The organism is Thiocapsa roseopersicina (assembly GCF_900106925.1).
Classification (GTDB): domain Bacteria; phylum Pseudomonadota; class Gammaproteobacteria; order Chromatiales; family Chromatiaceae; genus Thiocapsa; species Thiocapsa roseopersicina.
Genome location: NZ_FNNZ01000005.1, coordinates 1 through 23966, shown reverse-complemented (window position 1 = coordinate 23966; position 23966 = coordinate 1). Strand labels below are relative to the sequence as shown.

Annotated in this window: 16 protein-coding genes; 11 read left to right on the top strand and 5 right to left on the bottom strand. The window is 65.0% G+C overall.

Annotated elements, in window-relative coordinates:
- Nucleotides 1–291: 291 nt before the first annotated feature.
- On the bottom strand, nucleotides 292–750 hold the full coding sequence (locus BLV04_RS07185) for a hypothetical protein (protein ID WP_093029535.1): 459 nt from the start codon (nucleotides 748–750) through the stop codon (nucleotides 292–294).
- Nucleotides 747–1367: a hypothetical protein gene (locus BLV04_RS07180; RefSeq protein ID WP_139191873.1), complete on the bottom strand. Its 621-nt coding sequence runs from the start codon at nucleotides 1365–1367 to the stop codon at nucleotides 747–749. The genes BLV04_RS07185 and BLV04_RS07180 overlap by 4 nt, the downstream gene beginning before the upstream one ends.
- A 629-nt stretch (nucleotides 1368–1996) precedes the next feature.
- Here BLV04_RS07180 and BLV04_RS07175 point away from each other — a divergent pair.
- The 10 genes from BLV04_RS07175 to BLV04_RS07125 all read left to right on the top strand — a co-directional run bounded on the left by BLV04_RS07175 (nucleotide 1997) and on the right by BLV04_RS07125 (nucleotide 14290).
- Nucleotides 1997–3106, top strand: a complete 1110-nt coding sequence (locus BLV04_RS07175; RefSeq protein ID WP_175534529.1) for an IPTL-CTERM sorting domain-containing protein — start codon at nucleotides 1997–1999, stop codon at nucleotides 3104–3106.
- 497 nt (nucleotides 3107–3603) lie between these two features.
- Nucleotides 3604–3843 carry a BON domain-containing protein gene (locus BLV04_RS25550; protein WP_245731782.1) on the top strand — a complete coding sequence of 80 codons (240 nt, stop codon included), beginning with the start codon at nucleotides 3604–3606 and terminating at the stop codon, nucleotides 3841–3843.
- A 299-nt stretch (nucleotides 3844–4142) separates the two neighbouring features.
- Nucleotides 4143–8378, top strand: coding sequence for a choice-of-anchor Q domain-containing protein (locus tag BLV04_RS07160; RefSeq protein WP_093029527.1), 4236 nt, complete (start codon nucleotides 4143–4145; stop codon nucleotides 8376–8378).
- Nucleotides 8379–9805: 1427 nt separating this feature from the next.
- Entirely contained in the window at nucleotides 9806–10093 is a 288-nt protein-coding gene (locus BLV04_RS07155; RefSeq protein ID WP_093029525.1) for a hypothetical protein, read from the top strand.
- Between the two features lie 231 nt (nucleotides 10094–10324).
- Nucleotides 10325–10654, top strand: coding sequence for a hypothetical protein (locus tag BLV04_RS07150; protein ID WP_093029523.1), 330 nt, complete (start codon nucleotides 10325–10327; stop codon nucleotides 10652–10654).
- A gap of 484 nt (nucleotides 10655–11138) precedes the next feature.
- The gene (locus BLV04_RS07145) at nucleotides 11139–11513 is read left to right on the top strand and encodes an SH3 domain-containing protein (protein ID WP_245731781.1); all 375 of its coding nucleotides are present in this window, start codon (nucleotides 11139–11141) and stop codon (nucleotides 11511–11513) included.
- 243 nt (nucleotides 11514–11756) lie between these two features.
- The gene (locus BLV04_RS07140) at nucleotides 11757–12011 is read left to right on the top strand and encodes a GlsB/YeaQ/YmgE family stress response membrane protein (RefSeq protein WP_093029521.1); all 255 of its coding nucleotides are present in this window, start codon (nucleotides 11757–11759) and stop codon (nucleotides 12009–12011) included.
- A 109-nt stretch (nucleotides 12012–12120) separates the two neighbouring features.
- A complete protein-coding gene (locus BLV04_RS07135) occupies nucleotides 12121–12450 on the top strand; it encodes a lysozyme inhibitor LprI family protein (protein WP_093029519.1) in 330 nt (109 codons plus the stop codon).
- Nucleotides 12451–12613: 163 nt separating this feature from the next.
- The gene (locus BLV04_RS07130; protein WP_139191872.1) at nucleotides 12614–12994 is read left to right on the top strand and encodes a hypothetical protein; all 381 of its coding nucleotides are present in this window, start codon (nucleotides 12614–12616) and stop codon (nucleotides 12992–12994) included.
- A 213-nt stretch (nucleotides 12995–13207) separates the two neighbouring features.
- Nucleotides 13208–14290 (top strand): L,D-transpeptidase, encoded by a 1083-nt coding sequence (locus BLV04_RS07125; protein ID WP_245731780.1) that lies wholly within the window; start codon nucleotides 13208–13210, stop codon nucleotides 14288–14290.
- A gap of 185 nt (nucleotides 14291–14475) precedes the next feature.
- On the opposite strand, the gene BLV04_RS25540 is transcribed toward BLV04_RS07125, so the two are convergent.
- From BLV04_RS25540 to BLV04_RS07110, 3 genes are all read right to left on the bottom strand, one after another.
- Complete coding sequence (locus BLV04_RS25540) at nucleotides 14476–14652, bottom strand: hypothetical protein (RefSeq protein WP_245731779.1); 177 nt, start codon at nucleotides 14650–14652, stop codon at nucleotides 14476–14478.
- A 282-nt stretch (nucleotides 14653–14934) separates the two neighbouring features.
- Nucleotides 14935–18105, bottom strand: a complete 3171-nt coding sequence (locus BLV04_RS07115; protein ID WP_093029515.1) for an EAL domain-containing protein — start codon at nucleotides 18103–18105, stop codon at nucleotides 14935–14937.
- Complete coding sequence (locus tag BLV04_RS07110; protein ID WP_175534528.1) at nucleotides 18102–18956, bottom strand: phosphate/phosphite/phosphonate ABC transporter substrate-binding protein; 855 nt, start codon at nucleotides 18954–18956, stop codon at nucleotides 18102–18104. The genes BLV04_RS07115 and BLV04_RS07110 overlap by 4 nt, the downstream gene beginning before the upstream one ends.
- A 231-nt stretch (nucleotides 18957–19187) precedes the next feature.
- On the opposite strand from BLV04_RS07110, the gene BLV04_RS07105 reads away from it, so the two are divergent.
- Nucleotides 19188–23768: a DNA glycosylase AlkZ-like family protein gene (locus BLV04_RS07105; RefSeq protein WP_093029511.1), complete on the top strand. Its 4581-nt coding sequence runs from the start codon at nucleotides 19188–19190 to the stop codon at nucleotides 23766–23768.
- Nucleotides 23769–23966 lie beyond the last annotated feature (198 nt).

The following is a 23966-nucleotide window of genomic DNA, read 5'->3' as shown; positions in this document are numbered from 1 at the left end:
GCTTCAACAACAAGGTGAACACCTTTGAGTCACGGGTAGGATGGGTAGAGCGCAGCGAAACCCATCTTTTCAGCGGCGCCACCCGGATTGGGCGTCTGAGCGTTGGGGATGGCTAGAGCACAGCGAAACCCATCTTGTCCGCGCCCCCACCCGGATTAGGCGTCTGAGCGGGGTGGATGGGTTTCGCTGCGCTCTACCCATCCTACGTGTTTCGGTTGTTTTTAGGTCGTTCGCTGTTGACGGAGCCGATGATGAGTCGCCGACCTACGACGTGACTCCGGATCAGCGGATTCAGTCCATCAGAAAGATCAGGAATCCGGCCTCGCCGCTGGGCCCGCGCCGAGCCGCGATCAATAACCCGGACATCGCCGCGCCGTCCCCCAGGTTAAAGACGCGAAGCTCTGTCACCGCCGAGTCGTCGAAGGCGGCGGACAAGGCGGCGCGGGCCGCGTCGGGACCGTCGATGGCGTCCAGGATCATGGGTACGGACAACCGGGCGTCGGGGTCGGTGATGGCCCGCAGCTCGGCGACGATGTCCGGCGTTGCGCCGGCGTTTCTGACATAGACCTCTCTCCAGGGCCCCATCCACGCCGGCGCGCCGAAGCGGTCCCAGAGCGGCCCCACGAAGGTCTTGTAGGTCGACAGCGCCGCTTGCGTCAGGTCGTCGCTGCTGTGCAAGGTCTCTTGGAATACGGCACTGCCGAAGCCGCTTTGGCTCGGTCCGCCGTAGGCCGCTTCCAACTGGATCATGGACTGTCCTCCCAGGGCGGGACCTTGAAGGCCCGTGCCGCGTCGGCGCCACCCGGCGCCATGAAGTCGTGGATCGATTCATCGGTGAAGTACCGCCAGAACCCATCCGCCAGGGCAGGATCTTGGATCCCGAACGCCCCTTCGGCCTGGCGCTGCTCGAGGAATTTCCGATAGGCGTCCAGCGGCTCGGGGCCGAGCTGCTGGTAGCTGATGCGGCCCCCGTACTGCGCATACAGCGCCTTGTTGATCTTCCACTGCCGTATGATTGCGCGCGCCATGTCGTTCCGCAGGCCGTCGATCTCGGCGGTTTCCTCCGGCGTCAGCCCCTCTTCCGCGGTCAGTCCATCGGCCGCCAGACCCTGCCGCAGGTGCTCGACAAAGGCATCGATCTCGGCTGGCTCGGCCTCGATCCCGTGCTCGGCTGCATAACGACCGAGCAGCGGTGTGAGGATGGCCTGCTGCAGCGTCTCGGGGTCCGTCGTGTGCACGTCCTCGCCCAAGACGGTGGCTGCCGGTGATGCGCCGTCGGTCGGCGCCGAGGTCACTTGAGCGCCTGCGAGCGCTCCGCAAGTGAACAAAGCGACTGCGTAGAAAGGCACGACGAGGCGAATGCGCATGATGTCGGTGCTCCGGGCTTGGCGAGGCATCGGCCCCCCCTTCGATGGCGGCAAGCGGTACCTCGTCGATATCCCCCTCGTCGAAGGTAAGGGTCCAGGTGTCGCCTGCGGGAATCTCGATGCCAACCCTATTCGCCGTCGCCGGGATCGGCAAGCCTTGAATTCGGGCCCGCATGCGCGGCAACACGAAAGGACACGACTCGACCGGCGGCACCTCCCGGCCAAGAAACGCAAACGCCGAGGTTGTCGTCTGTCGCCTTCACCCACCGGGAGATCATCGCCTACGCAGCGCACCCTGGACCTTGGCGAAGGCCTCTGTCAGGAATTTCCTTACGGAGAATGCCCGACTGTCATGGTGTCGGATCCGGGTCATAATCACGAATCATCAATAGGAATTGCAGAAGAAATCATGCATCGGGCCTCTTGCCGCTCATGTCGGTCCCATCGCGGACCGCGGAGTCGAGGCGGCAGAGATGCCTATCGTGTGCGCACGCGTCGACGATCTCCCGCGACCCGTAAGTTCGAGGGTTAAAGCAACACAGTAAGAGACGATGAACACCATCACTAGAAAAGAATGTAAAACGCTTGCTTCTCGTAGAGTTGAAAGAACCCGGAAAAGGGGGGGCGGCATGTCCTGTGTGTTGCACGGGTTGAGGGGGCTTGCAGCGGCGAGTCTGGTGCTCGGAACCGGGGCGGTCCAGGCGGCGCTGAGCGTGCAGGCCAACGGCACGGTTTACGACGATGTGCAGGACATCTCCTGGGATCGGGATGCTCATGCGGTCGGGACGCTTTGCAAGGCGAATGACCCGATTTGGACCTCGTTCAGCCCGACCAGTGGTCGCTCTTTGGGCGACATTTGCGCGAGTGACGGTGACTTGTATTGGCAAGAGGCCGTAGAGTGGATCGCGCATCTCAACGACAAATCCTATAAAGGAATCACCGATTGGCGGCTGTGGACGACGACTCAGCCGGATCCAACTTGCAGCAGCCAGACGACCGACAATCCCCCGCAGGGCTTCAACTGGGGCTGCACCGGCAGTGAGCTGGGGCACATGTTCTACGTGGCACCCCCGGCCGGTTTGGGAAATCCCAGAGGTGACGACAACCCGACGTGCGCCCCGTCGTGTTTTCAGAACACGGGTCCTTTCGTGAATATCCTGCAAGACAGATATTGGTCGGGCACCTCTTTTGCCCCTAATTCAAGCAACGCGTGGGACTTCAGCACCGGAACGGGTAGCCAGAAAGCTTGGGACAAGGAGTCGATTACAGCCTTCGCATGGGCGGTGCGTCCGGGTCAAGTCGAGCCGGTACCGACTAAAACCGACACCATTACATCGGTGACCTGCCAGACCCCGATCATGCTCGGGTCGACGAGCAACTGTGAGGCGACCGTCACGCGTGACTCGGGCGTCAATACCCCGAGCGGAACCGTTTTCTGGGGCAGGACCGATACCGGAGGCAGCTTTGGAATGCAAACCTGCAGCCAGGACACCGAGTCGGGCACCTTGACCTGCACCATCGGCTACACCCCGGGCGAAGTCGGGAGTCATGATGTCCTCGCCGTCTTCGGGGGTGATGGGAGTTTCAACAGCAGCAGTGCCGAGACGGAGGTCAGCGTGAACCAAGCGCCGAATCCTGGAGAGCCACAACCCATCCCGGCGGTAGGTCCGTTGGGACTGCTGCTTTCAGGGCTCGGTCTCGGCTTGCTCGGCATCCGGCGGGTCCGCCGAAAGGGCTAGGCGTGTCTTTCACCCGGGCCCGGCCAGCGCAGAGGTAGCGATGGCCGGGTTCACCTGCCTCAACAGCAGCATCGGTCCCGACTGACAGGCGCGGTCGCGCCTGTCAGTGCCGATGATCTCCACTCTCGCGCCTGAGGCCAGCGAGGCCCGGCGGGCTGACGAGGGGAGGTGCCGCGCCGATCCCGCAGTCGCGTCGGCGGCCATGGCGCTGTTCCCTCGTGAACTGCTTGCATTGCGCGGTGCTGCCGACGATCAAGCCGGTGAGGATTTGAAACATAAAGGTCGTTCTTCGTTCGGAGGGTGCCGCGGGGCCCCGCCCGTCGCCGGTGTCAGGGATTTCCTGACGGAATTTACCCGACAGACAGCGCGATGTGCTTGTGTCTATCCTTCCCGCCACTTTGGATTGGCCGGTTTCCTCATTCGGGTTCCGGGCGCCGGCTCGGGTTTTCACCAATCCCGGTCGATCAATCAAGGCATGCCACACACCGGAGAACACCATGGGGCTCTTCAACTTTGCGAAAGAGGTCGGCAAGCATCTATTCGGCAAAGAGGCCGAGGCCAGCGAGAAGATCAAGGAAGAGATCGAACGGGACAATCCGGGAATCAATGACCTCATGGTCGACTACAAGGACGGTGTCGTGTCGCTCAGCGGACACGCCGACAGCCCCGAGGCGATGGAGAAGGCGGTACTGATGGCCGGCAACGTCAAGGGTGTCTGGGAGGTCAAGGCCGATTAGCTCGACGCTCCGGCATAGACTGTCAAGGTTGAGTTCTACGTCATCGAGAAGGGCGACACGCTCTCCGCCATTGCAAAGCGGTTCTATGACGATGCCAACGCCTATCCGCGCATCTTCGAAGCGAACCGCGAGGTGATCAAGGATGCCGATCTGATCTACCCGGGCCAGAAGATTCGCATCCCACTGTAGGGCGACTAGCGTCGGCAAGGCAGCAGACCGGCTCGGAGCGGTTTGCCTGTAGCCGACCAGCCAACGCAGCGTCCACGACAGTAACGACAAGCCACAACGAGAACGACCACATGATGCAATCCCCAGCGTGTCCTGCCCAGCGGGCTCAAGCGCCAGAGGTCGCGCCTGCGGCCACACCACACCAACGCTTTCAGCTCGCCAGTCGAGCGCTGGCGCTAGGCTCGCTCCTGCTGCTGGCCTCGGGCGCACCGCCCGCCTTCGCGGCCTGTGGCGGTGTCACCACGGTGAGCGATGAGGCGCAGCTCAACGACGCCATCGCCGCGTTCAATGCGGACACGACATCGGACAGCTGCGTCTTCACCATCCGGTTGGATGCTGACATCGCCCTGAACGAAAGCACAACGCCCATCCGGAACGTCATCAGCGGTAAGAGCATGATCATCGAGGGTGACGGCCACCAGGTAGACGGGCAGGATGGCGTCAACGTGCAGGGCTTCGACGGCATGCAGCCCTTCGCCATCGAGTCCGGCACGGTCGTGACCATGAACGACCTGACCGTAACCCGCGGCAAGCCGGTCGGCGATGGTGCGCTCAAGCGCGGCGGTGGCATCCGCAACGAAGGCACCCTCACGCTGAACCGATGCACCATCGCCGGGAATTCCGTGGATCGCCGCGGCGGCGGCATCGCCAACCGCGGTACCCTGGTGATCGATTCGAGCACCATCTCGGGCAACGTTGCCGGAACGACGACCGGTGGGTCTGCCCTGGGCGGCGGCATCTATAGCGAAGGCGGCTCGGTGACGATCACCAACAGCACCATCTCGGGCAACGACGCCGACAGCGGGGGGCTCCAAGACTGGGGTGGCGGCATCTTCGCCACCGGCAGTCTGACGCTCGACAGCGTCACCATCACCGACAATTTCTCGACCGAGGGCCGCGGTATCTACGTCGATACGGTCGACGGCGTCTTGACGATCGGCAACACCATCCTTTCCGGCAACGTTGCAGATGCCGATTGTTATTTCGACGCCTCCGGCACCGGCTCGGTCCAGGATCAGGGCCACAACCTCTTCGTTGACTCGGAAGGTTGCGGCTTCGTTGACGGTGTCAACAACAATATCCTGTCGCGCCCGTTTCTCGAGGACCTGGCCGATAACGGCGGCCCGACCCAGACCCATGCACCTCAGCTGCTGGTCAGCCCCGCCATCGACGCCGGCAGCACCGGTCTAACGGTCGATCAGCGCGGGGCCGCGCGCCCGTCCGGCGCAGCTGCCGATATCGGTGCCTACGAAAGCCAGGAGGGATGTGGCGACGCACCCTGGTCCGTGACCAACCAGGTCGAGCTGAGCGCTGCGATCGAGTGCTTCAACGGCAAGATCGATCCCGGCGTCTACACCATCTCCATCGACCACGGCATCTCAGCAACTGCGAGCACCGCGCCCATCGACAACGCCACCGCGGGGGTGGAACTGGTGATCGAAGGCAACGGCAACAGCGGCGATTGGAACGGCAGTCTCTTCCCCGGTGTCGATGTGCGGCCCTTCCTTATCCAGGCCGGCACCACGGTGACCATCAATGACTTCTCCATCACCGGCGGCAAGGTGGAGGGCACCGAGCGGGGCGGCGGTATCCGCAACCTCGGCAACCTGACGATCAACCGGTGCACCATCACCGGCAACCGCAGCGAGCTGAATGGGGGTGGCATCAACAATGCCCCTGGGGCGGTGATGGAGATCAACGATAGTACGATCTCGGGTAATCAGCTCGTCGGCGATGACAGCGGCGAGACGGGTGGCGGTATCGAAAATGAGGGCTCCCTGACCATCAAAAACAGCACCATCTCCGGCAACACCAGCAGCAATGACGGCGGTGGTATCGCCACGTCCAGGGCGCTCGTCCTCGATAGCGTGACCGTGACCGGCAACTCGGTCTCGGGCGCCGGCGCTGCGGGCGCCGGAGTCTATGTGGGAGGCTTTGGTACGCTGACGGCCCGGAACAGCATTCTGGCCGGCAACTCGGGCGCAGAGGACTGTACGAGCTTCATCTCTCCCGCGACAGACGCCGGCCATAACCTGGTTCAAACCCAGTACAGTTGCGGCTTCACCAATGGCGTCAACGGCACCATCGTTGGCCAGAACCCGCTACTCGGCGTTCTACGCAACAACGGCGGCCCGACCCGGACCCACGCCCTGCTGAGCGGCAGCCCGGCCATCGATGCCGGCGCCACCGCCCTGACCACCGACCAGCGCGGCTATGCCCGGCCTTCGGGCGCGGCTGACGACATCGGTGCCTTCGAGGAGGCTCAGGTCGGCTCCATCACCATCGTGAAGGAGACCCCTGTCGAGTCGACCACCGACTACAACTTCACCCTGGACGGCGGGCAGCTTGTGTCGCCAATCGATTTCCCGCTGGACACCAGCCAGAACGATGACGATGGCGTCTACTTCAGCGCGACATTCGATCTGGAGGCGGGCCACTACAGCCTGACCGAGGAAGTGCTCGACGATCAGGAATTAGGGCCGGTCGCCATCGCCTGCGAGGACAACGCTGGCTCCCTCGGAAACTTCACTGGCCCCACCGCTGACATTTCCTTGGGTGTTTATCAGGACATCCGCTGCACCTTCACCAATGACAGCATCTATTGGGTCAGCGCCGTCGCAGTGGGCAGCGGTTCGGTGAGCTGCTCGCCGGTCTTCGTCGGACAGGGCGAGAGCAGTACCTGCACCGCCGTGCCGGCTTCTGGCTTCCAGGTCAGGGAATGGTCCGGTGCTTGCGCCGGCGTGGGCAGCAGCACCGAGTGTGTCCTCAGTGAGATCAGAGAAGACCAGACCTCGACGGTCGTCTTCGAGAGCCTTCCAGTCGAGTCGGTGCTCAGTGTCGGCGATATCACGGTCGACGAGGAGGCGGGCAACGCCGTCTTCACCGCCACGCTCAGCCCGGCGCCGAGTGCGCCCGTCACGGTCAGCTACGCCACCGCCGACGGCAGTGCGCAGGCAGGCCTCGACTACAGGGCCGCCAGCGGCACGCTCAGCTTCGCCGCCGGGCAGACGCAGCAGACGATCACGGTGCCCATCCTCGAGGACAGCCTGGTCGAAGGCACCGAGAGCTTCACGCTGGCGCTCGGCGCGGCGGGGATCAATAGCGCCAGCGCCACCGGGCGTATCAGCGACAACGACAGCGGCGGCGCGGGTCCGACCTGCGGCGTGCCGGCGATGGACCGCACCAACGACCGCGGGGTGTTCCTCTACTATGACTGTGCCGATCCCCGGCAATGGCACTTGCGGATGTATGCCGGCGGCAGTGCCAGTCAACTGCTCTACAAGGGTAAACTGACTGCCAGCGCGGCTTTTGCCAGTACCAGAGGTGTTGCACTGGAACCGCCATGGGACGTTCTCGACACCAGTGTCGCGGCGCGCATCGCCTACCAGCTCAAGGTCGACGGAAAGGGCATTGACGGTATCGACTTCCGACTAGCCGCGGGCAGTACGGTCTGCTTCGCGCCCAGTACTCTGACCGAGCTGCCGGTGTGGGTCGGCGCCGACCGTGAGGTCGTCATCACACCCATCGAACTCACCACTCTCGGCGCCTGCGGCGACACGCCCCCACCCACCCCGGTGCTCAGTGTCGGCGATATCACGGTCGAGGAGGGGGCGGGCAACGCCGTCTTCACCGCCACGCTCAGCCCGGCGCCGAGTGCGCCCGTCACGGTCAGCTACGCCACCGCCGACGGCAGTGCGCAGGCAGGCCTCGACTACAGGGCCACCAGCGGCACGCTCAGCTTCGCCGCCGGGCAGACGCAGCAGACGATCACGGTGCCCATCCTCGAGGACAGCCTGGTCGAAGGCACCGAGAGCTTCACGCTGGCGCTCGGCGCGGCGGGGATCAATAGCGCCAGCGCCACCGGGCGTATCAGCGACAACGACAGCGGCGGCGCGGGTCCGACCTGCGGCGTGCCGGCGATGGACCGCACCAACGACCGCGGGGTGTTCCTCTACTATGACTGTGCCGATCCCCGGCAATGGCACTTGCGGATGTATGCCGGCGGCAGTGCCAGTCAACTGCTCTACAAGGGTAAACTGACTGCCAGCGCGGCTTTTGCCAGTACCAGAGGTGTTGCACTGGAACTGCCATGGGACGTTCTCGACACCAGTGTCGCGGCGCGCATCGCCTACCAGCTCAAGGTCGCCGGAAAGGGCATTGACGGTATCGACTTCCGACTAGCCGCGGGCAGTACGGTCTGCTTCGCGCCCAGTACTCTGACCGAGCTGCCGGTGTGGGTCGGCGCTGAGCGGATCTCCGCGACGACACCGGTCAACCCGGTGACTTTGGGGAGCTGTAGTCCCTGATACCGGTATTCCGGCGGGCCAGGCACGGTCCGCTGGGATATGCCGGGGATTGCACAAAGCGAGCTGTCTTGGCGACAGATAAGCGCCTTAACGCTTCAAGAACAATTGACGGCTCGGGTGGCGAGACCGTGGCCTCCCGGGAGGATCTGGACGGCGACGGCCGCCCGGACCTCTGGGTGGGTAAGGATCACCTCGCCGGGGCAGCTCAGCGGGGTGCAGAGAAACGGCCGCGTATGCGGTGAGCGTGCGAACCGCATCCTCTTGATTCGTGCCTGGACGGCTTTTTCGCATGCTAAGGCGCCAAAGCCCGGTGCGCCGCGGCCCTGGAGGCGTGGCGGTGCCCGCAGGGGTTCATCTGTCCGCATTGCGTGGCCGCCTTGCATAGCCGCTTCCACGCCGACGGGTGCAGCTACTGGCAGTCTGCGCTTGCAGACCTCGCTGACCGTGCGGAACCTGTTACGAGAGCCCCAGCTACCGCTGACGATATGGTTCCAAGCCATATACCTAACGACTCAGAACAAGAACAACCTATCGCCACTGTCGCACAAACGTCGACTCGACGTGTGTTGTCGCATCGCCTGGAAGCTCGAGCAGCAAAAAAGCGAGTTAACCTCCCGGCGCGCTACACGCCGGATTGCTGACGTCACCACTGGCCGAGAGCCGATGTCGTCACAACCTTTCACCTGCCGTTTCAATAGGTAGGCGAGAAACGGGCCTACTGCTCCCGGAGGCCCCCACTTCTCCTTGTCGGGCGCTGTTGTCAGGGATTTCCTGACGGACTTTACCCGACAGACAACGCGATGACCTTATGGCTAAACTTCCAACTACTCTTGACCGGACGGCCCCCTCGCCGGTGTTTCGGGTACGGGGTTGGGTCTTCGCCGACCCCAGTCCATCAATCACGGCCCGCGACACGCCGGAGAACACCACGGGGCTCTTCAACTTTGCGAGAGAGATCGGCAAGCATCTGTTCGGCAAAGAGGCCGAGGCCAGCGACAGAGGTCGTGCCGGCGGCCAAGCCAAACCGACGCTTTCAGCTTGCCAGTCGAGCGCTGGCGCTGGGCTCGCTTCTGCTGCCGGCAGTGGGGGCGCAGCCCGCCTTCGCGGCGTGCGGCGGCGTCACCTTTGTCGCATTCGTTCGTGCCGGGCTCATCGACGCGAGTGATAAAGGGAGCGATCGTAGCCGAGGCCGCCCGGTCTCAGTGCGGAAGATAGCCGAAGATGAGGGCCGAAGGATGTGGTGAGCGTGCGAACCACTTCCTTCGCGCCCGATGCGGTTCGTTTCTCGCCGCATTCGACAAGCTTGAAGGCCCCAGACGCGACGCGGCATGGCCGCGAGGGTGTTGCCCACATCGCCAATTGTCCGACCGACCGACCGACCGCGCCGCGTTTATACCGTTTCCATTGACCACGATTGGATCATCATCATGACGAGACACCTGACCGCCCTTTCCCTGCTCCTAATCGCCGGCGCCGCACAAGCGGGCCTGCCGACGCTCAACTACAGCTGCCCCGGCAACATCCATCTGCACACCGACGAGGGCGGGCCGGCCTACATCAACGGCAACGAGGCCAAGCTCAAGAAGATCAGCGATACCACATACGATGTCGTCGGTGGCGGCGTAACCGTCTCCATCGGCATCAACCCGGATGGCACGGCCTCCGTCATGTACACCGGCAAGCACGGCGCCAACGGCATCTGCCACGAGGAATAACTCCAAGACTGTAGGGCGGATTCCCGATAGCGCCAATGAGTCCTGCAATCATGCATTGCGTGATTGCAGGGCTTGATAAGCGGCGATTCCGAAATAGGGGAAACACGTTGTTTCACTGTTGTTTTTGAATCGTTTCTAAGGCAGCAGAACGGCTCGGCACGGCTCGCCTGAGGCCGACCAGCCAACGCAGCGTCCAGGACACTGGACACAAACCACAACGAGAACGACCACATGCCGATGATGAAAAAGATTCCAACCGCGATTGTCACCGCCGCAACCATTCTGCTGAGCGCCTGTGCCACCTCGGACTATGATTCCGGCCAGGGCAGCAGCACGCTGCGCCAGGCAACCGGCGCCGCGGAAAGTGCTTGCATGGCGGCGGTCAACGGCAACTACGGCGGGAACGTTCGCTCGGTGCGGGTGGCCAGCTCCGAGTATTCGGAAGCCAATTCGGTGGTCATGGTGGACGCGGCCGGGGTGCGCGGTGGCTCCACGACCGAGCGCTGGCGCTGCCTCGTCTCCAATGACGGCACGGTCCAGGAGCTGACTGTCGTCCAGTGATGCCTAGCTGCGCCTGATGGGTGTCCGGGGGCGAGGATCCGGACGCGTCAGGTCCCGGATGCGGACGGATCTCGGACCAGGTCGACGTCGATTCTTAGTGACGATTCAGGAACAAAGTGAACACCTTGCTGCAGGGATGGGTAGAGCGCAGCGAAACCCATCTTCTCCGGGGCGCCAACCGGATTGGGGGGATGAGGCGTCTGAGCGGGGTGGATGGGTTTCGCTGCGCTCTACCCATCCTACAGGTTCGGTTGTTTTTGAATCGTTCCTGAGCGTCTCGGTAGGCCCTCTGCCGGACGTTGCACTCGGAGTGTTTGGTGTCGAGATCGATCGCGCTGCCGGGAGGCCGCTTTCCGGCGAGCATTCTGCAAACAACCTGAAGGTTTTCAGCATGGCATTGATGCGAACCTTCGTCTCGGCTCTACGAATGCCGAGGGCTGCCGGGTTGACCCGGGGCCCGGGCCAATCGGATCGGAGAGCCGGATTGCTGTCGTGTTGTCCCGGTCACGCCGCCCTTGCCCTCGGGCTCGCGACGAGCCTCGCGGCCGGGGCGCTCAGGGCCGAAGCGGACGGGCCCGATTTCTATGCCGCTAGGGACGTTGCCCGAAACGACGTGCTGAATATTCGGGCAGAGCCGAGCGCGAGCGCACGGAAGATCGGCGAGATCCCGCCGGATGGCTCCTGCATTCGCAATCTGGGCTGCAAAGGCGGGCTCACCTTCGAGGAGTTCACCAACCTGTCCCCAGAGGAGAAAGCGCTTCGCGCAAGGGAGAATCCACGTTGGTGCAAGGTCGAGTACCGGGGCGTCACCGGTTGGGTTGCAGGGCGCTACCTCACCGAAGGCGACTGCCGCCGTTGAATCCCGTGCGCCCGGGGAACCGGGCATCTTGCTGCGACCGCAATCCTTAGCCGACGCTACGGTGAGCTCAGCGCCGCGAAAGAGAACGATCTTCACCTCATCCGGGTCGGCGACGAACGTTACGAGATCCCGGACGCCATCCCTTTCGGCGGATGACGACAGAGGCGCCGGGACGCCGCGCCCCGGGGTCGACAGGATCCCGAAGCAAGCACGACCATCCACCCACACGCGAGGATATCGATCATGGATCTCATTAGCCTTGGCATCTTCTTGCTCATCGGCGCCGTGGCAGGCTGGCTCGCCGGACTGCTCATGCGGGGGGGCGGCTTCGGCCTGCTCGGCAACATCCTTGTCGGCATCGTCGGCGCCGTCATCGGCGGATTCCTCTTCGGCTTGGCCGGCATCTCCTTGGGGGGCGGGATGATCGGCTCCTTGATCACGGCCGTCATCGGCGCTGCCGTCCTTCTGCTGATCGTCGGCTTGATCAAGAAGGCCTGATACCAGTCATACGGGGACCGGGCAAAGGCCCGGTCTCCAGTTCCATCCGCTGCCCGTGAACAGCGCATCGGGCTGCGCTCGATCACCTCATCCACCGGAGACGTTCTCGATGACCAAGATCGCACTGACCCTCCTTGCCGCCGGCTGCCTGACCGCCCCCTTGGCGCAGGCGGCGCAGCCCAGCTTCGATTGCAGCAAGGCCACACACGAGGCCGAGCTGCTGATCTGCAAAGACGCGGACCTCGCCGCGCTGGACCGCAGCCTCGCCGAGCTCTATGCGACCCTGCTGAAGAACACCCCGGCCAGCAAGCAGGGCGCGCTCAAGACGGAGCAGCGCGGCTGGGTGAAGGGGCGTGACGAATGCTGGAAGTCCGCCGACCAGCACGGCTGCATCAAGGCCGAATACCAGGCACGGATCAACGAGCTCAAGGACCGCTAAACCGCGCCCGGTGCGGTATGCGTCGTTTGTCGGATTGGATTGGCCGCTTCAGCTCCGAGAACCGTCGGAGCCGGCGCAGTCTAGTGATGAGCCGGCGCGCCTCCACAAGTGATGCGTCATGGGGCCGCATTGATTCGCCTCATCATTAACCGGAGATCCCGATATGTCTGAGACTGTGAAAAGCGAGATCGCTGAATCTAAGGAGAATCCAATGAAGTTGATGAAAGTACTCGCCGGTCTCGCGCTTGCGATGTCCTTCGCAAGCGGTGCAAGTGCGCAAAATCTGGCGGAGACGGCGACCTGCAAGCTTACGAATACCGCCCATTCCGCCACCCTCTACGAGGGTTCCTGCACGGTCACGCAATCCATGAGCGGCAACAACACGGTTTTCTCGGTCAAGATGGGCGAGGCAGAGCCATTCATGTTCGCTGGTGTTCGCGGGCAAAAGGATTGGATGCATGGCCCCGACGAAGCCCAGTTCACCGATCTACCCAATGGCGGCATTTTTCGCTGGTCGACATTCGCGCTCGCAATCGCCGAGTAGGCAGGATCGCTTAAAGCCCTTGCCATTGCACTGCAATCGCATTCCCTAGCCTACCGAGAGTCGCAGAGATCCCTCGGGCGGAGACGGCGAACGGCGAGGGTGATCGCGTCCTCGTCGATTCGCTCTTGTGCGCGACATCGGCCGATCGAATCGATCGAAGCTGTGGACGGCGGGATGATTGGCTTCCAAAACGATTCGAATGGTGGATTTAGAATGCGCCTTGTAAATCTTCTTGCCGCCCTTCCTCTGATGGCGGCCCTCGATTGCGCGGCCACCCCCTTCTGGGGCGCCAAGTACTCTGCACCAGCCGATACACCCATCGAGGTTCTCCAGCCGGGCGAATTCATCTGGGAGGGGGAGCTGGAGCCCCAAGGTCCAGTGGTGGTGGTCGTGAGCCTCCCCGAGCAGATGGCCTATGTGTATCGCAACGGTGTGCGCATCGGTGTGGCCACCGCAAGCACCGGAAAACCGGGCCACGGCACACCGACCGGCGTGTTCACCATCCTGAACAAGGACAAGGACCACCATTCAAAGACCTACGGCAATGCGCCCATGCCCTATTCCGAGCGGCTGACGGTGGATGGCGTGGCCCTGCATGCTGGCGGCCTGCCGGGCTATCCATCCTCCCACGGCTGTGTCCATTTGCCTTCCGCATTCGCCCGATTGCTCTTCGGAATCACCCACCGGGGGACGACCGTGGTCATCGCCGGGGAATCGACGGCTCCGCGCTCCGTGGTCCACCCGGCGGTGCTGACGCCGGTGGATGCCGCGACCGGGGCGCCTGAGTCGGAGCATGCGCTGGGCCTGCTCGAGGACTTCCGCTGGGAGCCCGAGGCATCGCCCGAGGGTCCGTTGACACTGGTCGCCAGCGCCGCCGACCGACGTCTCATCGTGTTGCGCGACGGGGTGGAGATCGGTCGCGCCCGCATCAAGGTCGACAATGCGAACGTGCCCTTGGGGACCCATGCCTACACGGTGCTCGCGGGATCAAACAGCGGGCATCCGCGCTGGAGTGCCGTCGGCCTCCCGGGCCACGCCGCCGAGAGCCGAGACAGCCACGACGAGAACGCGGTCGAGCGCCTGCACATGCCGAAGGACATGAGCCGCCGTCTCTACCCCTTGTTGGAGCCGGGTACGACCCTCCTCCTCACGGATGCCCCCATCCTGGAGCATAGTACCGGTCCCACCCTCGCCGTCATGCGCTCGGGTCTGCCCGAGGGTGAGTCGGCCGGGGCGGCGGTGAATACCGGCAACCGGCGGAGCCCCGCCCCGATCGAGTCGGTTCGCATCAACTGAGACGGGTCGGAGGGTCCGGGAGGAAAGGAATCGACTTCCCGTCCTCAGGCTGAGGATCCGTGTGTCGGTCATAGGCGCCGCCGTAGCGGTCTGGCACGGTCGCGCGCGATCTTTGGTCGGACGGGTTAGTCGCGGGGCGGGTCGAGCTTCCGGAAAGAGCTACCCGGCCGGAGACGGTCGGCACGTCACCGCAACGTCTGCAGGAAGTGCATGTGCCGCTCGTACTGGTCGAGGACGTCGCCGATGATGTCCTGCGCGCTCCAGCCCATGAGGTCGTAGTCTTGACCGCCTTCGCGCAAATGGACCTCGGCGCGGAAATACTCGAGCGCCTTCGCCCGGCTGGCGCGGGTGTCGCGCAGCACGAAGCTGGGTGCCTCGTAGGGGCGCGGTCGGACCGAATAGAGGAAATCGATCTCGGTTCCATGGCGGACCTCGACCTAGACCCGGCCATCCTCGCCTTCCACGAGCCCGGCTTGATTGCGTCGAGGCGCAGCGCATTGAGCAATCCCCGGCGCATGAGGATCATTACAACCGCAAAGGGCAGTCCCAGGTCTGAGTTCAACCCGGGGCATCCGATTCCTCGGCGGTGCCGAAACCACGCCGTATCGACCTTGGGTCCGGTCGAGAACGCCCGGCTCAGTGGATCAGGAGGCGATGTTCGGCGTGTCCAGCGACAGGCGCTCCAACGGCTCCGGCCGCCCGAAGAAATAGCCCTGATACGCATGGCAGCCATGAGCGGCCAGCCAGTCGCGCTGCGCTTCGGTCTCCACGCCTTCGGCGATCACGGCCAGCTCCAACGTTCGGCCGAGCGCGATGATGGTTCGGGCAATCGCGGCGGCGTTGGCGTCCGTCAGGACATCCAGGACGAAGGAACGATCGATCTTGAGCTGATCGAAGGGCAGGCGTTTGAGGTAAGACAGGGACGAGTAGCCGGTGCCGAAGTCGTCCAGCGCGAAACCCACACCTCGGGCCTTCAGGGCGATCATCTTGCCGACGGTGTCCTCGACGTCGTCGAGCAGGAGGCTCTCGGTGATCTCGAGCTTGAGTCGGGACGGATTCGCGCCCGTGCCTTCGATGCAGGCCAAGACCTGGTCGACGAAGTCCGTCCGGCGAAATTGACGTGCGCTGATGTTTACGGCGAGGGTGAGTTGCGCGGTCTCGGTCCGAACGGACCACGCCGCCAACTGCGTGCAGGCGGTCTGCAGAACCCAGTGCCCGATCGGCAGAATCAGGCCGCTCTGCTCGGCGAGCGGAATGAACACCGCCGGCGAGATCAAGCAGCCCTGCTGGTCCTGCCAGCGCAGCAGACATTCGGCACCGATGATTCCCCCGTCGCGATCGACCTGAACCTGGTAGTAAAGCATGAACCGCTCGTCGCGCAGACCGCAGCGCAGCTGTGCCTCGAGGGTTGCACGGGCGCTGATCTCCGACTGCATGCTCGGGTCGAAGAAGCGCATGGTGTTGCGCCCGGCGGCCTTGGCCCGGTACATCGCCATGTCGCCTTGCTTCATCAGCTCTTCCACACGCATCGGCTGCGGATCGAAGAGTGTGATCCCGATGCTGGCCGCGCTGTAGTGGGTCTGCCCGTCCAGGTCGTAGGGCAGGCGCAGCACGCCGAGAAGCCCGTTGCCGAGCGTTTCGGCTTGCTGCGCCGCCTCCAGCGGGTTCGGACTCAAATGCTCGATCATCACCACGAACTCGTCGCCGCCGAGACGGGCAAGCGTGTCGGACTCGCGAATTCGCTCCGTCAGACGCAGCGCCACCTGCTGCAGCAGGCGATCGCCTTGGTCGTGACCCAGGGTGTCGTTGAGTGTCTTGAAGTCGTCCAGGTCGATGTAGAAGAGCGCGCCGCAGTCGCCGTGGCGGCGGCTGCTCGCGAGGGCGAGATTCAGTCGGTCGAGCAGGAGACGACGGTTGGGCAGACGCGTGAGGGGGTCGAAGAAGGCCAGCTCGCGGATTTCCTCCTCGGCGGCCTTTCGTTGAGTGATGTCCGACAGGGTTCCGACGTAATGTGTGATCCTGCCGTCGGGGCCGGGAACGGCCGTGACCGTGAGCCATTGGGGATAGATCTCGCCGCATTTACGACGGTTCCAGACCTCGCCTTCCCAGGAACCGGTCTCCAGAATGCTTGACCACATCGCCTTGTAGAACGCGGCGTCGTGGCGTGCGGACTTGAGCAGTCGGGGGGTCTGCCCGACCGCCTCCTCGGCGCTGTAGCCGGTGATCCGCGTGAAGGTGCCGTTGACCCGCAGGATGACCCCTGAGGCGTCGGTGACGACCATGCCCTCCTGGGCCTCGAAGGCGATTGCGGCGATGCGCAGCTGCTCTTGGGTCTCTCTCTGCTCGGTGACGTCGCGCGCGATCCCCTGGAAGCCGACGATCGTGCCGTTCTCGTCGCGAAACGGCATGGCGCTTGAGCTGTGCCAGCGCCAGGTGCCGTCACCGTGCCGGACGCGATATTCGATATTTCGACGCATCTCGCCGGTCTCGACGACGGCGCTGAATGCCTCGTTGCAGATGTGCAGGTCCTCTGGATGGACATACACCGAGAAGTGAGTGGCAAGGGTCTCCTCGACCGAATACCCCATCAGTCGCGACCAGCTCGGCGAGACAAAGATGAAGCTGCCGTCGGTTGCGAAGAGGTAGATGATGTCGTAGCTGTACTCGAGCAGGAACCGGTACTTCTCCTCGGAGCGCTTGATCGCCGCCTCGGCCCCTTTGCGTGCGCCGATATCGCGGGCCACCATCTGCAGGAGCGTCGAGCCGTCGAGCTGCACCGAGGTGAGCAGCACCTCGACCTCGACCGGATCGCAGGTATCTCGACGGCGCAAGCACCAGTCGAAGCCGCTGTTCTCCCCCGTAGGTCCCGCCTGCGCAGCGGGCGCGAGGACATGGGCGCCGACGGGCAAGGGTGTCGTCGACAGGTCGCTCGGCCGTGAGCCGAGCAGCGCTTCGCGATCGCAGCCGAGCAGGCGCAGCGCGGCGGGATTGCAGTCGAACAGCCCATGGTCCCGATCGAACAGCATCACCGCATCCGTGGTCGCCTCGAACAGGATCCGGTACTTCGATGTCGCGATGCGCTCGAGGTCGGCCTTCGCATCACGCAAGGCGGACTCGCGTTGCCCGAGCGCGTCGGCCATGCGGTTGAAGGAGACGGCCAAGCGGCCGATCTCGTCGTCGCCGGTTTCGTCGAGACGGCGACCGAGATTACCTTCCGCGATCGCCCGCGCAGCGGCATCCAGGTGCCCGAGTCGACGGCTGGCCCAGAAGGCGAGCGGGACGATGACGAGTAGGAGCCCACCCAGCCCGATCATGCCGTTGCGCAGGCTCTGCTCGATCAAGCCCTGTCGCGTTTCGGCGAAGATATCGGTGGAGATACCGACATGGAGGGTGCCGTAGGTTTGGCCGATGAGCTGCAGCGGGATCGCCGTCTCCCACTGGGCCGCGTCCTGCGGAACCGGATGAGGGTCGAGGTCTCCGCCGATGGGAAACCTCGATGGATGCGGATGGGTGAACTCGGCCAGGCGCCTTCCCCGTGCGTCGTCGACCTCGAGATACCGCACCTCCGGCAGATCGCCGAACCGGTCGAGTGACTCCTGTAGGGCCGCGATGTCGCGCTGCACGAGCAAAGGGGTCAAGGACTCGCTCAGGAGCGCGGTCAGGACGGTCAGTCGCGTCTCGTGCAGCTGAGTCAGGGCGGCATTGCTCAGACGCTGGTTGTCGTGGACAACCCAGGCGATCAAGGCGGCCTGGGTCATCAGGATCACCAGCCCGAATCGCAAGCCGATCGGGACACGCGCGAGAAGACTCCTCATGGCGCAGCCAAGACCTCTCGTGTTGCCGGCAGGAAGAGGTCGATCACCTGTCGGTCCGCCTCCGCGACCTCGCGCAACCCCACATGTCCCAGGGTCAGCATCATGGCGCGCCCTGCCGGGGTGTCGTTGGCGAAGTGAAGTAGCTCGCGTGTCAATAAGGCGTGGTCCGCGCCCTCGTGGCCGGGGCCGATCTGATAGACGATCGAGGGAATCCCGCCGAAATCTGCGCCGTCGGCGAGGATTCGCAGGCGTGCGCGCATGCCCTCGTCGAGGGTCGTAAAGGCCCGGTTGGAGACGATGGCCGCACGGATCGACTCGTCGCCGAGCAAGAGCATCAAGGCATTGTTGTGGGTGTCGGTCGTCGGCATCTCGACGTCCGTCCACGGCCTCAGGCCCGCCTCCCTGAGCATCCGATGGCCCATCAGGGTGATGAGCGCCAGAGGATCCGGGGTCACGATCCTGGTGCCCCGCAGATCCGCGACCTCGGTAACGGGATCTTCGGCTCGGACCATCACCAGCGCGTAGAGAGGATTGGTGGTCTGAACGATCGAACGGTAACCGGAATCCACCTCCGCGAGTCGTGCCATATGGGCCGCGTTCAGGACGAGCGGATAGTCGCCTTGCGCCGTGTCCGCGACGAAGCTCCGATAATCGGGGGATGTGACGATCCGGACCGGCCGATCCAGGGTCTCTTGGAGATGACGGCGCAGCGGTTCGTAAAGTGTCAAAAGGCGCTCGGTGCTGAGGTAGGGGAGCACCGGGATCTCGATGTCGTCCGGGCCGGGAGCGGCGCCGGACGCCGCCGCGCAGACCCAGAGCAGCCAGCCGAGACCTCGAGTCAATGTCTTCATCGGGTTCTTCCGTGCCATGCTCGTCGACCTTGATCTGAATCTCCCCATCTGCTCCCTGTCCCAAGCGGCTTCCGCGGTGCTCCGAGCGGTCGCGGGCCGGATTCAATCGGCGTGCTGCACGCTGCGTGGCTATTCTAGTCTCACTCCGAGCCGATCGGGCATCGTGTATAACCTTGGCCTGACCATGGTCGGCGACTCGAAGACCGGGCCAATCTCCCCCATCTGCCTCCCATGGATGCCTTCAGCCCCGCCACCCGCCGCTGGTTCGCACAGAACTTCGACGCACCGACCGAGGTCCAGCTCCGGGGCTGGGCGGTGATCGCCTCGGGTCGGCACGCGCTGATCACGGCCCCGACCGGCAGCGGCAAGACCCTGGCGGCCTTCCTCTGGGCGATCGATCGGCTGATGCAGGGCGGGCCGATCGCCGATGCCGAGTCGGCTCCCGCCGGCATCCAGGTGCTCTACGTCTCTCCGCTCAAGGCCCTGGTCTACGACATCGAGCGCAACCTGCGCGCCCCGCTCGCCGGGATTGCCCGCGCCGCGGAGGCGATGGGCGTGCCGGTGCGTCTGCCACGGGTCGGCATCCGCACCGGCGATACCCCGGCGAAGGAGCGGCAGCAGCAGCTCAAGGAGCCGCCCGAGATCCTGGTGACCACGCCCGAGTCGCTCTACCTGCTGCTCGGCTCAAAGGCGGCAGCCAACCTCGCGCGGGTGCATACGCTCATCATCGACGAGGTCCACGCGCTCGCGCCGACCAAGCGAGGCGCCCATCTCGCCCTCTCGCTGGAGCGTCTGGCCGAGCGCTGTACGATCGACCCGCAGCGCATCGGGCTCTCCGCCACCGTGCGTCCGCTGACCGAGGCCGCGCTCTATCTCGGCGGCGATCGGCCGGTCGAGATCGTCGACGCCGCCGCCCCGCCGAATCTCGATCTGCGCGTTCAGGTCCCGGTCCCCGATATGGAGCGCCCGCCCGAGATCCGCGTGCCCCAACCCGAAGGTGGCTCCATCCTCGGCGAGCTCTATCGCCAAGCAAGGCCCCAAGCGCCCGCCGAGAAGGGCCTCTGGTCGGCCATCCATCCGGCCATCCTTGCCGAGATTCGCGCACATCGTTCGACCATCGTCTTCGTCAACAGCCGCGGGCTCTGCGAGCGGCTGTGCCAGCGATTGAACGCGCTTGCCGAGGCGGACCTGGATCCGGATGAGCCGGCATCGACCGACCGTCCCGAGCTGGTCCGCGCCCACCACGGCAGCGTCAGTCTCGAGCAGCGCACCCAGATCGAGGAAGGGCTCAAGCGTGGCGATCTCAAGGCCATCGTCGCCACCAGCTCGCTCGAGATGGGCATCGATATGGGCGGCGTGGACCAGGTGCTGCTGGTCGAGTCGCCCGGGTCGGTGGCGCGCGGGCTGCAGCGGGTCGGACGTGCCGGGCACGGGGTCGGGCAGGTCAGCACCGGGCGCATCTTTCCGAAGTTTCGGGGCGACCTGCTGGAGTGCGCCGTGATCGGGGCGCGGATGCTCACCGGCGAGCTGGAACCCTTTCGGATGCCGCGCAACGCACTCGACGTTTTGGCCCAGCAGATCGCGGCTCACTGTGTCGAGACCGAGCGCACGGTCGCCGATCTCCATCGTCTGGTGGCACGCGCCGGCCCCTATCGCGAGCTGTCGCGCTCCGCACTGGAGGCGGTGCTGGACATGCTCTCGGGCCGCTATCCGTCGAGCGATTTCGCCGACCTCAAGCCCCTTCTGGTGTGGGATCGCACCGCGGATACGCTCGGCGTGCGCAAGGGCACCGCCATGATCACCCGCCTGAACGCCGGCACCATCCCGGATCGCGGCAACTATGCGGTGCATCTCGGCGAGGAAGGGCCGCGCATCGGCGAGCTGGACGAGGAGATGGTCTTCGAGACCAAGGCGGGCGACTGCATCCTGCTCGGCGCCTCGACCTGGCGTGTCGAGGCGATCACGCGCGACCGGGTTCTGGTCTCGCCGGCACCGGGCGAGCCAGGCAGGTTGCCCTTCTGGCGCGGCGACGGTCCGGGGCGGCCGGTCGAGCTGGGTCGGGCGGTCGGCGCCTTCACGCGCGCGGTCGCGGCCATCCCCGCGGAGCGTGCCGCCGCTTGGATTCGGGAGCAGACCCCGCTGGACGCGCTCGCGGCGTCGAACCTGGCCGCCTACATCCAGGATCAACGCACCGCGACCGGCCAGGTGCCGAGCGACCGCACCATCCTCATCGAGCGTTTTCGCGACGAGCTGGGCGACTGGCGCATCTGCATCCTCACCCCGTTCGGCGCCCGCATCCACGCCCCCTGGGCCATGGCCCTGCAATGGCATCTGGGGCGTCGCGAGGGTTTCGAGATCCAGGTGATGTACACCGACGACGGCATCGTGCTGCGCTTCGCCGACGGCGAGGCGCTGCCGGAGCTGACGGACCTCTTGCCGGCGCCCGAGGAGCTGGAGGATCGGGTCACCGAGCAGCTCGCCGACACCGCGCTCTTCGCCTCGCTCTTCCGCGAGAACGCCGCCCGCGCGCTGCTCCTGCCGCGTCGCTCGGCCAAGGGCCGCCAGCCGCTCTGGGCGCAGCGGCTCAAGGCGCAGAACCTGCTCGCTGTGGTCCGCCGTTATCCGGCGTTTCCGATCGTGCTCGAGACCTATCGACAGGCGCTCGGCGATGTCTTCGATCTCGCCGGTCTCAAAGACGTCTTGACCGGCATCCGCAATCGCTCGATCCGCGTCCATGAGGTCGAGACCCGCAGCGCCTCGCCGTTCGCGCGCTCGCTGGTCTTCGCCTATGTGGCCGCCTACATCTACGAGCAGGACGCCCCGCTGGCCGAGCGCCGCGCCCAGGCACTCACGCTGGATCGCGGTCTCTTGGCCGAGCTGCTGGGACAGGCGGAGCTGCGCGAGCTGATCGATCCGGCGGTGCTGGATGATCTGGAGCGCGAGCTTCAACACACCGCCGAGGGTCGCAAGGCGCGTGATGCCGACGAGCTGCATGACCTGTTGCGACGGCTCGGCGACCTCTCCTCCGCCGAGCTGGACGAGCGTTCCGAGGGCGATCCCTCGCCCTGGCTCGCGACCTTGGCCGAGCAGCGCCGGGCGGTTGCGCTGCGGTTCATGGACGGACCCCGCTGGATCGCGGCCGAGGAAGCCGGTCTCTATCGCGACGCCTTGGGTCTGGTCCCGCCGCCCGGCTTGCCCGACGCCTTTCTGGTGTCCGCGGATGCGCCGTTGGAGCATCTGCTGCACCGCTATGCCCGAACGCACGGCCCCTTTCCGACGCGGGATCCCGCAGCTCGGTATGGTCTGAGGGCGACCCAGCTCGAACCCGTCCTGCGCCTCCTGGAGGCGCGCGACGAGCTGATCCGCGGCGAGATCCGACCGCTTGGGAGCGAGCCCGAATGGTGCGACCCCGAGGTCCTGCGCCGCCTGCGCCGCCGCACCCTGGCTAAAGCGCGCGATGCGGTCGCCCCGGTCGACGCGGCGACCCTCGGGCGATTTCTGCCCGCCTGGCACGGGATCGGCGAGGACATCAAGGGTCCGGATCGTCTGATGGAGGCTCTGCTCCAGCTCGAGGGACTGACGGTGACCTGGTCCCAGCTCGATCGCGTGCTCCTGCCGGCACGGGTACCGGGATATCGATCGGAGGATCTGGACATGCTCGCGGCTACCGGGCAGATCGTCTGGGTCGGTCGCGGAGCGGCAGGTCCGAAGGACGGGCGGATCGCGATCTATCGGCGGGGGAGTCCCGAGCTGGGTGTCTCCGACGAAGAGCCGAGTCGGCCGGATCAGCCAAGCGCACCCACCGACGCATCCTCGGCGCCGGTCGCGGATGGGCCAACGCGCGACACCGCCGCAGATGTGTCCGACGTCTGCCCGATCCTGCTCGATCACCTGCGCACCCGCGGGGCCTCCTTCCTGATGGAGCTGATGCAGGCCCTCGAGCGCGCCGGGCTGAAGCTCGGCAAGGACGCCTTCGAGTCCGCGCTTTGGGATCTGGTTTGGGCCGGCGAGATCACCAACGACACCTTCGCGCCCCTTCGCGCGCTCGGCGGCACGCGCGCACCCAAGCGCGGTCGCGGCACCGCACTGGCCGGCGGACGCTGGTCGCGTGTGGCCGATCTGCGCATCGAGGCAAGCGACACCGAGCGCCTGCTCGCCCGCGCGCGCATCCTGCTAGAGCGCTACGGCGTGGTCAGCCGCGAGGCGGTGCAGGCCGAGGGCATCCCGGGAGGCTTCGGTCCGCTCTATCGGGTCTTCAAACAGATGGAGGAGGGCGGACAAGTGCGCCGAGGCTATTTCGTCGAGGGGCTCTCCGGCGCCCAGTTCGCCCTGAACGGCGCGATCGATCGGCTGCGCAGCGCCCGGATCGAAGAGACCCCGATCGAGGGTTTCGCTGCGGACGCGGTCCGGATCCTCGCCGCGATCGACCCGGCCAATCCCTACGGCGCGCTCCTGCCCTGGCCGGAGCCGGGCTGCGGTCCGGTGCCCAAACGCATCAGCGGTGCTTACGTGATCTTGGTCGCGGGCAAACCGGTGCTCTATCTCGGCTCGGCCGGGCGCCAATTGACGCGCTTCCCGATCTCGATCAGCGAAGACGGCGGTGAGTTGGCCCTTGCACTCGCTGCCCTGCATCGCATCCCGCAGCGCGGGCGCAAACGCCTTGCCATCCAACAGATCGACGGCCTCCCGGCACTTGAGTCACCGCTGCGCGAGGCCCTTCTGCGTGCCGGCTTCGAAGCCGATTACGACGCGCTCGTCCCGCGCCGCGGTTACACCACCGGCGTCGCGGCTGTTTCCCGTCCTTTGGGGTGAGACGTTCTCGATGCCACAGAGATCCGTGTCTCTGATGTTAACTTATACGTAAGGGAATACATGTGGGCATACATCATGGAGCGATCTACGCTTCGATCTTCGGTGAGTGCGGTCAGCGATTTTGATGGTTTCGCGATCAAGTTGCGTGATAGGGGTCGGCGAAGCGCTCCCCCGGTCTCGCGCGGCCGGGGTGTGGGC